Below are 13,410 nucleotides of genomic sequence, written 5' to 3'. Positions count from 1 at the left end.
TCCCCGCACCTCTCGTAACGAGAAGTGCGGGGATTTAGGAAGTTATCCTGTTTTTTGCGCCGCTTCCTGGTTTTGCGGAGTCGGCGTCGGTGTCGGTTTAGGGAGCTCCGTATTTTTCGGAGGGGTCGTCGGTTTCCCGCTCGGCGGCGGAGTGACGCTTCCCCCCGGTTTGCGGGTCGGGTCCGGTGTCAAGCCCGGTACAACATCATCGTCTTCCGGAGTCGGGTTCGGCCGTACAGACGTTTTCGGTGTCGGCGTCGGTGTCGGCTTGATCGTCGACTTCGGCGTATGAGTCGGGGCGTCCGTCGGCTTCGGCGTGCGAGTCGGCGTTATTTTGCCATCCGAATTGGTATTGTTTCCTCTGCTGTCGGTACCTTTAGACGAATCGGTGGAATTCGGGCTGCTGCTCGGCACCCAATTCGGATCCAGACGGAGCTTCAGTGCATTTTTGGCCTCTCTGATCTCCTCATCCTTCACGACGATGTAAGGGCTGATCCAATCTCCGTCCATATGAATGAGTTCAATATTTTGCGTATCGATTGTGATATATTGGGAAATCATATCGTGAATCTGACTGGCAGGGATATCCGTTTTCAGGTTGTTACCGACCGCTTCCAAAATACCGGAAGCTTTCGTGACCCCGCCCAGGCTTTTCAAGTTTTTAAGAATTTCATTCAAGACCTGCTGCTGTCTCGCGTTACGCGCCGGATCGCTCGATTCCTGGGTTTCGAACTTCGAGCCCGGATTCGATTTGCGGTAGCGCACGAAGTCGAGCGTCTTTTTACCGTCCAGCTTCTGAACGCCTTTCTTGAGATCGATTCTGGTGCCGTCCCAGTTGTCGACATAATACATATCCTGGTCGACATCGACCGTTACGCCGCCGAGCTGATCGACCACCTGCTTAAACCCTTCAAAATCGATGGTCACCATGTAGTCGAAAGGAACCTCAAAAAAGTTGCCGAAAAAATCCTTCGTCTTTTTCATCGCGGTTTCCGGTTCAGTTAACGTGAAATGCGGGTAAAAATAGTTAGCCTTATGAGAATCGCCGTTCTTCTTAAGCTTCATTTCAAGGTCGCGCGGCAGAGAAACGATCGTTGCGGACTTCGTCTCGGGATTCATCGAAATGGCCATCATCACATCACTGTTCAACGAGCCGGTTTCTTTCCGCGAATCCACGCCCATCAGCAAGATGCTGATCGGTTTGACTTTGGCGGAATCCTTCGGAGCGACGACTTCCTTCGTTCCTACCGTGTCGATGATGTTATTGGCTTTACTGATGAGAAAGCTGGCGTACGTGCCGATGCCGATGACAAGGAGCAAAACGATAATGCCGCCGGTTACGGCTATTTTTTTCCATAAGGGCCATTTGGCTTTCTTCTTAAGTTTGGATTTACGTGAATCAGTACCGGAAACGGGGGTTGAATTCGGATTAATAGGGTCGGACATAATTAAAAACCTCAATTCTTGAGTATGGTATACAGTTCCATGGAATTGTATAGACAGGAGTATGATGCGGACGATATCATTATAGTTCGGTAGACGGTATAATTATAGTGAGAAATCCGGAGTAAAGAGTTACAAATAAGTTAAAAATTCGACAGCTTCCCTAATTCATTATGCCAAAGAGGTGACGATCATGCAATTCTTGAATATTTTAGTCGCGTATGATGGTTCTGAAGTATCAAAGAAAGCGTTGGAAAAAGCCGTCGGACTTGCCAAAAGCAACCCGTCCGCCAAGCTGGAAGTCGTTCATGTGGCGAACATGCCTAACCTTGTCGTTGGCGAAGCCCTCATTTCCACCCCTGCCGGCATGTCCGGAGAATATTACGAATTGGCCGAACAAATTAAAGACGATGCTAAGCAGCGTTTAGTTTCACTTTCCCAGCCGGCCGAGGTTTATCTGCTGAACGGCAACCCGGGCAGGGCCATTCTCGAACACGCCGAGCGCACCGGACGGGATCTGATCGTAATCGGCAGCCGCGGCCTTAGCGGAGTGCGCGAGTGGGTGCTCGGAAGCGTCAGCCACTATGTCGTCCAGCATGCGCAAATTCCGGTGCTCGTGATCAAGTAGTCGCCGGCACCCGGCAGTACATAAACGGCTGCGTTAAGCGGCAAACCAAAAAAAGAAAGCAGGGCCTGCATGCAGGCCCTGCTTTCTTTTTCAGTTCAGCCGGTAAATGTCATATCCGCCCTCTACGGGAATTTTCTCGAACTTCGCGTTAAGATAACGGCGCAGTTCCCCGGCCTTATCTCCGTCAATTTGCCCTTTGAGAGGAACAAAATAGGCCGCTCCCCCCGCCCGGAAATATTCGAGCTCTTTGATCGGATCGTCCGGGATGGAGTTAAGCACCCTCCAGCCTACCCGGTGACTGGCGTTCAGCAGCGAGGGATCGTCGGTGCCGACGACAATGAGATCGCCCGGCTTTGTAAGCCGTTCGACCGCCCGGGCCTGCTCCAGAATGACCGTTTTCTCCTTCCCGTAATCAGGATTCATCATAAGGGCGCAGGCCCATCCGATGCCCGCAACGACGACTGCGGCGGAAATCCGGCCGAACCGGAACTCCGTCAGCCGGCCGATCGTTTTCGCGGCGAGCAAGGCCGCAACCGGAGCAAAGAAGATCAAATAATAATCGAATTTGATCACCGCCACGATCGTGGCCAGCTCCAGAAGCATCGCCCATCCCCACACGCGGATGGGGATATCCTTCTGCCGGAAGCCGGCAAGCAGACCGGCGGCCGCCAGGGCCAGAAGCGGCCAAGAAAAAGCCTTCGGCAGCTCCCGCAGGAAAAAATCCCAGGTCTCGGGAGTAAACAGCGCCGTCGCCATTTTCGGGAAAATGTGCTTCGTCGCTATTCCCGATACGAATTGGAATTCCGCTATGGACGAGGCCCAGGCGTAATACAACGCGGGAAGGCCGAGGGCCAGAGCCGCGAACAGCCACAAACGCCAGTTCACGAGCATTTTCCACTTAAACTTCGCCGCCGCCATGAAAAGCATGGGAATGCCTACGAATATCGTCGGCACCTTGAGCGAAATCGCCAGCGCCGTAAACAGCGCCGCGGTAAGCACAAAAGCCGTGCCGCCCTTGCGGATCCACACCGTGAACGCATAGAACGCGCCGAGGTAAAAAAACAGCGACGCCGCTTCCGGCATAATGGCCCGGGAATAAGTCACCGCAACCGGTAAGATCCCGTACAGCAAAACCGCGATCCAGGCTGTCCGCTTCGTATAGAACGTGCGGGCGATCAGGTAGAGAAACCACGCCGAGCCCATAAAAAATGCCAGAGGCACGAGCCTGGCCAGCCAGTAGTGATACCCGAACAGTTTGTACAAAATCGCAATCAGAAACGGGGTAATCTGAAATTCCAGCTCCACATAATTGGGAAGCGGCCCCTGATAATTGAACTGCGGATAGAAAAGATTAAATTTAGTTTCCACAAAATGACGGGCGATTGATTCCGTATCCGACTGTCTCCATGAATCGATTTCATACGGTGAATTAGTTATGTATGGAATTCTCAGCGCAGCAATCGCAATAAACAAGAGGGCGGTTATGAGCCACGCAGGAATGCGCGTCTTGTGTTCCATGCGCTTCTCCTTATTTATTAATGATAATGATTCCGATTATAATCACGGCCATACCGACCAGCTTTTGCATCGTAAACGTCTCTTGGAACCAAAGAAACGACATGACGAACACGATCACGTAACTCAAGCTCATCATCGGATACGCATAGCTCAGTTCGACCTTGGTGAGCACCTTGACCCACAGCAGAAAGCTCGTGCCGAATAAAATAAGTCCGATCAGAATCTCGGGAGTTTTGACCATCCGGAATAAATCCGGAATCAAGGTAGCCGGAGCCAGCGAGAGTTCGCCCAGGCGGTTCGCTCCCGCTTTGAGAAGAACTTGCCCGACCGCTCCCATACCGACCGATAATAAAATAACCCAAAGTGCGCTCATACGGTACCCTTCACTTTCTTTTGCGTCCCCTGCACGGGGGGTTTAACTTTCATCAACAGACGGAAATAGCCTGCAATCGTCCGCTTTACATTCATTTTACTGCGGCCGACCTTTAAATGGTATTCCAACACGAGCGGATACTCCCCCGCTTTAATCCCGATTTTACTAAACCGGGCCATCATTTCGGCCATGCAATCGAAACCGCTGGTCGTGATCAGTCTTTGTTTGTAAAGGTTCATAGCCTGGTTGAGATATCCGATCCGGTAGGCGCGAAAGCCGCTCGAATAATCATGTACCCCCTCGATAGGAAAAAACAACTTAAAAAACACCATCGCCCCGCGGCTGTAAAGCCTCCGGATAAACGACAAGCCCAGTTCCTGGCCCCCTCTGGCAAAACGGGACGCCACAACCAGATCCAGCTTGTTCTCCTTCAGCTTCGCGACGAGCGCCGGGATCAGGTTCGGATTATGCGTATTGTCCGCGTCCAGCGTCACAAGCACATCGCTCGACTGGTACTCGCTCGTTACAAATCGGACCAGGGTGTTCATGGCCTCCCCGAGTCCGCGGTTGCGCTCATGGTCGATAACTTGGAGCCATGCATAGGTTCGGCATGCTTCCTTCAAGACCTCGGCCGTTCCGTCCGAGCTTCCGTCGTTGACCACAACCACGCGAAAAGCCTCCCCAAACTGCACCGACAATTGTTCCATCTTCGGAAGCAGTTTAGGCAAGGCATCCTGTTCGTTGTAGGCCGGGAGGCCCACAATAATAGTTTCCTTCATAAACGATAACTCCTCAGGCGACAAAAATTAGGTCTTCACTATGGTTTCATGCGCATCAGCAACATTTACCCAAATAAGCGCGGATTGAAACAGGCTTTCAGTCATAGACGTAATGCGGGAAGGAAGGTTGCACTTTCGGGCATTCTTTCCCTCATTATAACCTTAACGGCCCCATTCCGGTCACCCAATTATTAGAATTCCTTAATAGTTTTTACATCTCGTTTTGCTTCTTCCCTCTCTTGCGGAAACTAAAAAAAGAACCCGTGGGGGTTCCCTTTTTAGCCGTTGTTTTCTAACCGTTTACTAATCGAGCCGTACTTTGCCTGCTCCACGTGCCGCATCTCAAGCCGCTCGTTTATTTAAAATGTCTTACGCAGCCATTCTACGGCAAGCTTCCGCGCAGGAGCGGCATACTTTGGCGCACTCCCTACAGTGCTCGTGTTCATGTTCCGCACATTCTTTGGCGCAAATTTCGCAAACCGTCGCGCATAGGTTGCAGATTTCCACAATGAACGGGCTTTGACGGGTCATGGCCGATGCGGCATAAGTACAAATATCCGCGCATTCACGGGTCAGCCTGATGCACGCGGCCATATGGGAAGCGTCTTCTTCCTTCAGACAAGCATCGAAACAATAATTGCAAGTTTTAATACAATTTATACATTCTTCGATACAACGTTGAATTTCTTCGTTAACGCCTTCATGGGTCATATCATGGGGCATGGTTATATCCTCCTTTGTCTCTAGCTGCTGCTATACGGATATTAACCTCTTTTAGTGAATTTGACCCAAGGCGCGCTTGCCGTTTCTCTTAACGGGTTACCCAATACGCGCTGCCGTCGTCGTGACGCTTCATAAAGCCGTATTCGATCAGGTATCTGCGGATAGTCACGTAATCGTGCCACGCTTCTTTCAGCACCTCGTTCACTTCTTTTTCCGTGTACTTCCGATCCGCTTCAAATCTTGTTGCCAGCTGCCGCAGGATAGCGATCTTCCGCTTCTCTTTTTTCGGAAATTTGTTGAGAGGTCCGTCTACCCCGTACGGAAAATACAGCTTCAGAAATTGCTCGTTTTCCTGTTCCGTAATCGCGAATCTTTCATCCAGCACCGTAGCGCTTTTCGGAACGGCAATAAAAGAAGACGTTTTTCCGGTATCAGGCCGCTGGTCCAGAAGCCCCATAAGCGCCAAATACACTTTAGCCTGCTTCTCCCGCTCCCTCATCGTAAACCGGTGATTACGGATGGTTGAAGTGCTTCCGCCGCCAAGTTCTCCCACAATGTCTTTGTCGGACAATCCGTCGTGAAAAAATCCGAGCAGCTGCTTCTGCAGGTCGGTCAATCCCGTCAACTTCTTATTCAAGTTGAGCAGATAATGGAACATGGACCCATGCTCGGCGGCGATATGCCGGGACGCGAACTTTTCGGCTTCGTAAAACGTCTCGTCTTCACGGTAAATAATCCCTTTAGTGAACGATTTCCCGCAAACCAGACACACATAAGCTTCTTCCTGATCCGAGAAAACGTATCCCCGTTTGATTTCATCCGTCGACGCATTCCAAAAAAGTTCTGAAACATCTTTCAAACCAAACACCTTCAATCTTCGTTTATATTTATATAAACAATCTATAAGATTGTTTGTTTTTTGTCAACTAACCAACAAAAGGAATGTACGCCAAAAAAGCCGCTCCGCAACCGGAAACGGCCTTTCTGTAACAGGGACACTTTATTCGCTGCAGCTGGAAGGCGGTTGTGCCGAACCGGACTCCACCGTAATTTTGTCCGCAATCGTATCCCGGATCACGCCCATAACGAGTTGAAGCAGGTAGTTGATATCCGCCTGGGATTGCTGAAATTCACTGACGATCGGAATATTGTCCAGCTCATCCTGCAAGTCTTCGATTTCCTTCTCGATCTTCTTAACCATGATTTCGTTGTCGAATTTCTCAAAAGCGACAATTTCTTTCTGCTTTTTCTTCATGGCTTGAATCAGAGACTGAATATGCTCGTTCTGGTTGATCTGTTTTTCGGCCTGTTGAAAAAACTGCACCTCGGAAGAGGTGGTCAGAAGCTCCGCCAGCTCCTTCGTTTTCGCCAAAATATCTTCTCTTACGATCATTTCGGTATTCGTGTAATGCTCCATCCTGCACACTCCGCTTCTTCATTATGGCGTTCTTAGCTTAACATTTGCAAAGGCTCCGCGACAAGCTCGCCTTTTACAAGCCAGGTTTGCGGTTCCGTCACGCGTACATGGGCGAAAGACCCGATCAGATCCTTCGATCCTTTGAAAAGAACGAGCTTATTCGTCCGGGTCCGTCCGGAGAGGACCTCCGAATTCTTCCTGCTCTCTCCCTCAACAAGAACTTCGACCACTTCACCGCGAAGCTTCTCGTTGCTCTCTTTACTGAAAGCTCCGAGTACCTCATTGAGCCGGTACAGACGCTCCTTCTTCACGTCCTCGGGAACATTGTCTTCCATTGCGGCAGCCGGCGTTCCTTCGCGAGGGGAATAAATGAAAGAGTAGGCAAAATCGAACCGGACTTCCTTCACGAGAGACAACGTCTCTTCAAACTGCTCATCCGTTTCTCCCGGGAAACCGACGATAATATCCGTGCTGAGCACCGCGCCGGGTATAGCCGTCTTGATTTTGCGCACAAGATCCAGATACAGTTCACGGCTGTATTTGCGGCTCATTCTTTTCAGCACTTCCGTGCTTCCCGATTGGACCGGCAGATGGATGTGCTCCATCAAATTGCCTTTGTGCGAGAGCACCTCGACCAGATGGTCGTCAAAGTCACGCGGATGCGAAGTGGTAAACCGGATTCTCGGCACATCAATTTTACGCATATCCGCCATCAGATCTCCGAAGGAATACGAGATGTCCTCGAAATCTTTGCCGTAAGCGTTGACGTTCTGTCCGAGCAGCGTAATTTCCTTAAACCCTTGACGGGCCAGATCCCGCACCTCCGCCAATACGTCCTCCGGACGGCGGCTCCGCTCCTTGCCGCGGGTGTACGGCACGATGCAGTACGTGCAGAACTTGTCGCAGCCGTACATAATGTTTACCCAGGCGCGCATGCCTTCCCGCTTCTTGGGCAGGTTCTCGATAATGTCGCCTTCCTTGGACCACACTTCCACGACCATTTCCTTGCTTAAGTATGCATCCTGCAGAAGGGCCGGAAGCCGGTGAATGTTGTGGGTGCCGAATATGAGATCGACATGCCCGTGTTTTTGTAAGATCCGCTTAACGACGCCTTCCTCTTGCGACATGCACCCGCAGACTCCGAGCACCAGATTCGGCTTCTCCAGTTTGAGGTGCTTCAGGTGCCCCAGTTCGCCGAACACCTTATCCTCCGCGTTCTCCCGGATCGCGCAGGTGTTCAGAAGGATCACATCCGCTTCCTGCTTCTCTTCCGTTGAGGTATAGCCGAGCTCCTCGAGCATGCCTTTCATCGTTTCAGTATCATGTTCGTTCATTTGACAGCCATACGTGCGGATCATGTACCGCTTGCCTTGGCCAAACTCCTTCATCTCTTCCGGAATGTTGAAATCATACAGCACTTCGATGTTTTCCTTGCCGCGTTTTTTCGCATCCTTATAAGAAGGAGGTTGAAAATAGATCGAAAAATCCTTATCGGATTTAGCGGTTTTCACCGTCATTTCGCCATTCCTCCTGAATATTCCATGCTAGACTCATAAATCTGATTATACCATGCCTGGTCCCCGGACAAAAGAAGAAAGAGCCGGGCAGAGGAAATCAGCTCCCCGTACCCGGCTCCCTGCGCGCATGCGGACAACTTGTCCCGGCCCGCTTTCTAATCTACAATAATTCCGACATCGCCGGTTTTAAGCCCTGCGGCGTTGCCTTCATCCGTATCGATATGCATATCCAAGGCGAACTGGTCCGATACACGGGCAATCACATCCTCGAAAATTACGGGACGATCCGTCTCCACCCGGACACGCAGGCGCTGCTTGTCCTCGATGCCCCATTTCTTCGCATCCTCCGTATGGAAATGGATGTGGCGGGCCGCAACGATAACGCCCTCTTCCAGCTCCACTTCGCCTTTGGGACCCACAATCTTGATTCCCGGCGTTCCTTCAATATTTCCGGATTCGCGTACCGGCGGATTAACGCCGAGCGCAAAAGCATCCGTGCGCGATATTTCCAGTTGGGAAATATTCCGAGCCGGTCCAAGGATGCGGACCTTGTCAAACCGGCCTTTGGGACCGACGACCGCTACGGTTTCGCCCGCGGCGAATTGTCCCGGCTGGGACAGGTCCTTAAGAACAGTCAACTCATAGCCCTCGCCAAACAGGCGGGTAATGTGCTCCGGCTTCAAATGAATGTGGCGGGCGGAAATCCCGATAGGTATTTGTTTCATTGTGTCTTCATCCCTTCCTGTATCCATTCTCTGTCTCTATATCAGCTTCTCCCCCTCAGTTTAACCTCTACGCGAATAAAAAAAAAGCGCGCAGAGCACTCTGCACGCTTTTCTATGCCGCTTATTTGAATTCTGCAACCAATTTGTCAAAATCAGCCTGGCTCAGCTTCATATCCTGCTTGGCAAGACCTTCTGCTTTGAAGCCGGTAACGAGGTTCTCGTAGCTTGGCTTCGTTTTATTCTGATAAATAATGCCGGTCAGCATGCCGTCGGTTTCCATCAGCTTCGTCATCGCCTGGATCCGGTTGCTCGGGTCGTAATCCGGAATCGTCTCCAGATCCACGATATTTTCCTTGAACCAGTCGTACGTGTTCACTTTGTTGAACGTGACGCACGGGCTGAATACGTTAATCAGCGAGAAGCCTTGGTGCTTGATGCCTTCCTCGATGATGTGCGTCAGCTGCTTCAAGTTGCTGGAGAAAGACTGCGCCACGAAAGTCGCACCGGCAGCCAGCGCCATCTCAAGAGGCGCCAGAGGCGTTTCGATGGAGCCGCTCGGCGTACTCTTCGTTTTGAAGCCTTCGCCGCTTCGCGGAGACGTCTGGCCTTTAGTCAGGCCGTAAATCTGGTTGTCCATGACGATATAAGTCATGTCGATGTTGCGGCGGATCGCATGGACCGTATGAGCCATACCGATCGCGAATCCGTCGCCGTCGCCCCCGGAAGCCAGAACGGTCAGCTCGCGGTTCGCCATTTTAAGCCCTTGGGCAATCGGCAGGGAACGGCCGTGAATTCCGTGAAAGCCGTAGCAGTTCACATAGCCGGAGATACGGCCGGAGCAGCCGATACCGGATACGATCGCAAGCTGCTCCGGTTCCAGTCCCACGTTCGCGGCAGCGCGCTGAATGGAGGCCTGAACGGAGAAATCTCCGCAGCCCGGGCACCAGTTAGGCTTTACATTGTTGCGGAAATCTTTTAACGTTGCCATGCTACAGTCAGCTCCTTGCATTCTTGATAAATTTCGGACGGCAGGAACGGGGTTCCGTCGTATTTCAGCATGTTTATGATTTTATCGGCACTGCCTGCATTCAGCTTGATCAGATTCGCCAGCTGCGCAGTCGCGTTATTTTCGACGACAATTACATTTCTTGCTTTCTCCAGATGAGGCTTCAGCTCTTCGGCAGGGAAAGGATGCAGCAGACGAACGTGAATATGGTTCGTCGCAAGACCGTCCTTCTCCAGTCTGCCTCTTGCCTCCTCGATCGTTCCGCCCGTCGAGCTCATGCCGATGATCAGAACATCCGGCTCTTCATGAGGCGCATTGACGAGAATCGGGTTGGTCACTTCCACATGCTTAAGCTTCTCCAGGCGCTTATCCATCATTTTCTTCCGGTTTACCGGACTCTCGGACGGACGGCCTTCCTGGTCATGCTCAACGCCTGTCACGTGGTGCAGGCCGTACTTTACGCCCGGCAGCACGCGCGGCGATACGCCGTTCTCCGTAAACTCGTAACGCTTGAACAGCTGTTTGCTGTCCTCGACTTCCTCCGGTTGCCCGATGAGGCTGCCGCGTTCGATAACGATTTTATTATAATCCAGCACTTCCGAGGACTGCTTGCCCAACGAAAGCTGGAGATCTGTCAGCAGAATGACCGGAAGCTGCAATTTTTCCGCGATGTTAAACGCTTCGATCGTATCGTAGAAGCATTCTTCGATCGTGCTCGGCGCGAGCACGACTTTGGGTATCTCGCCGTGCGTGCCGTAAATCATGGCGTTTACGTCACTTTGTTCCTGTTTGGTCGGAAGTCCCGTACTCGGGCCGCCGCGCTGTGTATCCACGATCACGACCGGCGTTTCCGTCATTCCGGCCAGACCGATCGCTTCCATCATCAGGGACAGGCCGGGGCCCGCCGATGCCGTCATGGCGCGTACGCCGCCGTAGCTGGCGCCGATTGCCATCGTACAAGCCGATATCTCGTCCTCTGTCTGGATAACGGCTCCGCCGAATTTAGGAAGCACCTTCGTCAAGTATTCCATAATTTCCGAAGCCGGTGTGATCGGATAAGCCGGCATAAAGCGGCAGCCGGCGGCTACGGCCCCGAGAGCGATGGCGTCGTTGCCGATCATGAACAGCTTCTGCTCGCCGTCCGCAGGCTCCAGCTGCAGTTCCGCGATCGGACCGCCTGCCAGCTCCAGCACGGATTCCGCGCCTTTGCGCACCGCTTCGATATTCTTCTCGACTACGGCGGCGCCTTTGCGTCCGAATTCCTCTTCGACCGCTTTGTTGAACACATCTAAAGGCAGCCCCAACAGCGCCCAAGAAGCGCCGGAAGCCGCCATATTTTTAAACAGGGAAGTTCCAAGCTCTTCCGCAATCGCCGTAATCGGCACCGGGAACAGACGCGCGTTAACGCCTTCCGGCAGGGTGGGATTAAATTTCGCGTCCGCGACGATCACGCCGTGGACTCCCAACTCATGAGAGTTCAGATCAATCGTCTCCTGGTCGAAAGCGACCAGAATATCCAAATCGTCCGAAATCGAGCGAATCGGTTTCGTACTGATGCGGATTTTGTTGTTCGTATGTCCTCCCTTGATGCGCGAAGAGAAGTGACGGTAGCCGTACAAATAGTATCCGAGACGGTTAAGCGCCGTCGAGAAAATACGGTCCGTACTTTCTACACCCTCCCCTTGTTGTCCCCCGATCTTCCACGATAACTGACTAATCACCTTGCGTCCACTCCTTTTGATGGTGAGCTGCTCCGCCTCTTGCAAACCATTTTGCAAAACGAGCCCTGCTTAGAACGATGCTTGTATGATAGATTGTAGGATATAAAAAAATTTTTTCAAGCTATCCAAATTCTATTCCTAGACCCCGTAAATTGCAAGGGTTTTCCGTAAAAGGAACAGATAGCTTTTTTAGATCATACCCATATCAAAAAGAGATCGCTCTCTAGGACACCGGCAGACTGCGTTCCAGAAAGGCGTATCCATTCTGCCAAAGGAATTTCTGGGCTTGGACGGGCGTGTAGTGCTTGTACAGTTCATTGGCCAGGTTCACGTACATGCCGGCGTTCTCCAGTCCCCGGATATAGTTGTCTATCCCGTCGAAATCAGATCCGAAGCCGATAAAATCTTCACCGCCCAGCGAGCAGATGTGATCGATATGCCGGAAAAGGTCCGTAATGAAAACCGAACCGGTCTTTTTCACAAACCAAGGGACGAATGTAATTCCGATCATTCCTTTCCGTTCGATAAGGCAGCGGATTTGTCCATCGGTCAAATTTCGCGGATGGTCGCATGCCGATTTGGCATTGGAATGCGAAGCGAACAAATGCAGGCCGGGCACGTCGGCCGCTTCCCAAAAGGCTTTTTCCGACAGATGCGAGGCATCGAACAGCAGCCCGAGCTGATTACTTTCTTTTATCAGCTGCTGCCCCCGCAGGGTAAAGCCCCCGTTTCGGGTCTCCATGGCCCCGTCTACCGCCCAATTGGCGAAATTCCAGGCGGGTCCTACGCTTCTGAGCCCCAGCCGGTGAAGCATGCGCAGTTGAGCCAGGCTGCCCCTCAGTCCTTCCGCTCCTTCCAAAGTCAGCAGCACACCCCGTTTGCCCGTCGTCAGCACATGCTGAAGATCCGAGCGGCTCTGGATCAGGACGATATCCGGATTGCAGAGCACTCTTCTGTGTAAAATATCCACATACTCCAGAATGTGCCCCACATCGGGGTTCTTGATTTCTTCCGGCAGGTAGACCGCCATAAACTGGATTTTGACTCCCCCCTGCTTCATAAGCGGGTAGCTTACGTCCAATAGAGGTTCGGCCGCGTTAAAATCAAGCAGCGGATCCCGGTACATTTTCATCAAAACATCGCAGTGAGCATCGATAATCATGGTTACCTCCAGGCTCTTTAGTGGGCCTTGCCTTTGTTGCACGATGCGAAAAAAACCTGTCTACAGAGTATGTAAACAGGTCCGTTCATGTATGTACAACCCGAGGAGCGCGCGTGAATCATCTTGGTTCTACGATGAGTTTGATCGCCGTGCGGTCTTCCCCGTCAATGACGATGTCTGTAAAGGCGGGTACACAAATTAAGTCGACTCCACTGGGCGCCACAAATCCTCTTGCGATCGCTACCGCTTTGATTGCCTGATTCAGAGCACCCGCGCCAATGGCTTGAAGCTCCGCCGCCCCGCGCTCCCGTAACACGCCTGCAAGCGCCCCTGCTACGGAGTTTGGATTGGATTTTGCTGAAACTTTTAATACTTCCATGGAAAAGTACCTCCTTGGG

General features: G+C 51.9%; 14 protein-coding genes. 1 reads left to right on the top strand and 13 read right to left on the bottom strand.

The features are described from left to right. Window positions 1-42 precede the first annotated feature (42 nt). Entirely contained in the window at window positions 43-1,446 is a 1,404-nt protein-coding gene (locus PCH01S_RS22145; protein WP_042233149.1) for an LCP family protein, read from the bottom strand. Window positions 1,447-1,636: 190 nt separating this feature from the next. On the opposite strand from PCH01S_RS22145, the gene PCH01S_RS22140 reads away from it, so the two are divergent. Continuing rightward, window positions 1,637-2,071: a universal stress protein gene (locus PCH01S_RS22140; protein ID WP_009672820.1), complete on the top strand. Its 435-nt coding sequence runs from the start codon at window positions 1,637-1,639 to the stop codon at window positions 2,069-2,071. A gap of 90 nt (window positions 2,072-2,161) precedes the next feature. Here PCH01S_RS22140 and PCH01S_RS22135 read toward each other — a convergent pair whose 3' ends face one another. The 12 genes from PCH01S_RS22135 to PCH01S_RS22080 all read right to left on the bottom strand — a co-directional run bounded on the left by PCH01S_RS22135 (window position 2,162) and on the right by PCH01S_RS22080 (window position 13,391). Further along, the gene (locus tag PCH01S_RS22135) at window positions 2,162-3,589 is read right to left on the bottom strand and encodes an ArnT family glycosyltransferase (RefSeq protein ID WP_042233145.1); all 1,428 of its coding nucleotides are present in this window, start codon (window positions 3,587-3,589) and stop codon (window positions 2,162-2,164) included. Between the two features lie 10 nt (window positions 3,590-3,599). After that, complete coding sequence (locus PCH01S_RS22130; RefSeq protein ID WP_042233142.1) at window positions 3,600-3,962, bottom strand: SMR family transporter; 363 nt, start codon at window positions 3,960-3,962, stop codon at window positions 3,600-3,602. Continuing rightward, entirely contained in the window at window positions 3,959-4,741 is a 783-nt protein-coding gene (locus tag PCH01S_RS22125) for a glycosyltransferase family 2 protein (RefSeq protein WP_042233139.1), read from the bottom strand. Before PCH01S_RS22125 ends, PCH01S_RS22130 begins: the two co-directional genes overlap by 4 nt. 369 nt (window positions 4,742-5,110) lie before the next feature. Then, on the bottom strand, window positions 5,111-5,464 hold the full coding sequence (locus PCH01S_RS22120; protein WP_042233137.1) for a four-helix bundle copper-binding protein: 354 nt from the start codon (window positions 5,462-5,464) through the stop codon (window positions 5,111-5,113). A gap of 88 nt (window positions 5,465-5,552) precedes the next feature. Further along, a complete protein-coding gene (locus tag PCH01S_RS22115) occupies window positions 5,553-6,323 on the bottom strand; it encodes a DUF2087 domain-containing protein (RefSeq protein ID WP_042233135.1) in 771 nt (256 codons plus the stop codon). Between the two features lie 141 nt (window positions 6,324-6,464). Beyond that, window positions 6,465-6,881 (bottom strand): RicAFT regulatory complex protein RicA family protein, encoded by a 417-nt coding sequence (locus PCH01S_RS22110; protein ID WP_009674934.1) that lies wholly within the window; start codon window positions 6,879-6,881, stop codon window positions 6,465-6,467. 32 nt (window positions 6,882-6,913) lie between these two features. Beyond that, window positions 6,914-8,398 (bottom strand): tRNA (N6-isopentenyl adenosine(37)-C2)-methylthiotransferase MiaB, encoded by a 1,485-nt coding sequence (miaB, locus tag PCH01S_RS22105; protein WP_042233133.1) that lies wholly within the window; start codon window positions 8,396-8,398, stop codon window positions 6,914-6,916. Between the two features lie 155 nt (window positions 8,399-8,553). Beyond that, window positions 8,554-9,123, bottom strand: coding sequence for a phosphate propanoyltransferase (gene pduL, locus PCH01S_RS22100; RefSeq protein WP_042233131.1), 570 nt, complete (start codon window positions 9,121-9,123; stop codon window positions 8,554-8,556). 121 nt (window positions 9,124-9,244) lie between these two features. Further along, on the bottom strand, window positions 9,245-10,111 hold the full coding sequence (locus PCH01S_RS22095) for a 2-oxoacid:ferredoxin oxidoreductase subunit beta (protein WP_042233129.1): 867 nt from the start codon (window positions 10,109-10,111) through the stop codon (window positions 9,245-9,247). Continuing rightward, window positions 10,099-11,850: a 2-oxoacid:acceptor oxidoreductase subunit alpha gene (locus PCH01S_RS22090; protein WP_042233127.1), complete on the bottom strand. Its 1,752-nt coding sequence runs from the start codon at window positions 11,848-11,850 to the stop codon at window positions 10,099-10,101. The genes PCH01S_RS22095 and PCH01S_RS22090 overlap by 13 nt, the downstream gene beginning before the upstream one ends. Window positions 11,851-12,073: 223 nt before the next feature. Continuing rightward, the gene (locus PCH01S_RS22085; RefSeq protein WP_042233125.1) at window positions 12,074-13,012 is read right to left on the bottom strand and encodes a dipeptidase; all 939 of its coding nucleotides are present in this window, start codon (window positions 13,010-13,012) and stop codon (window positions 12,074-12,076) included. 118 nt (window positions 13,013-13,130) lie between these two features. After that, window positions 13,131-13,391 (bottom strand): stage V sporulation protein S, encoded by a 261-nt coding sequence (locus PCH01S_RS22080; protein WP_005550495.1) that lies wholly within the window; start codon window positions 13,389-13,391, stop codon window positions 13,131-13,133. Window positions 13,392-13,410: the final 19 nt, after the last annotated feature.

This window comes from Paenibacillus chitinolyticus NBRC 15660, from assembly GCF_000739915.1.
Classification (GTDB): Bacteria; Bacillota; Bacilli; order Paenibacillales; family NBRC-103111; genus Paenibacillus_F; species Paenibacillus_F chitinolyticus.
This window is presented reverse-complemented; position numbering and strand designations above follow the sequence as displayed.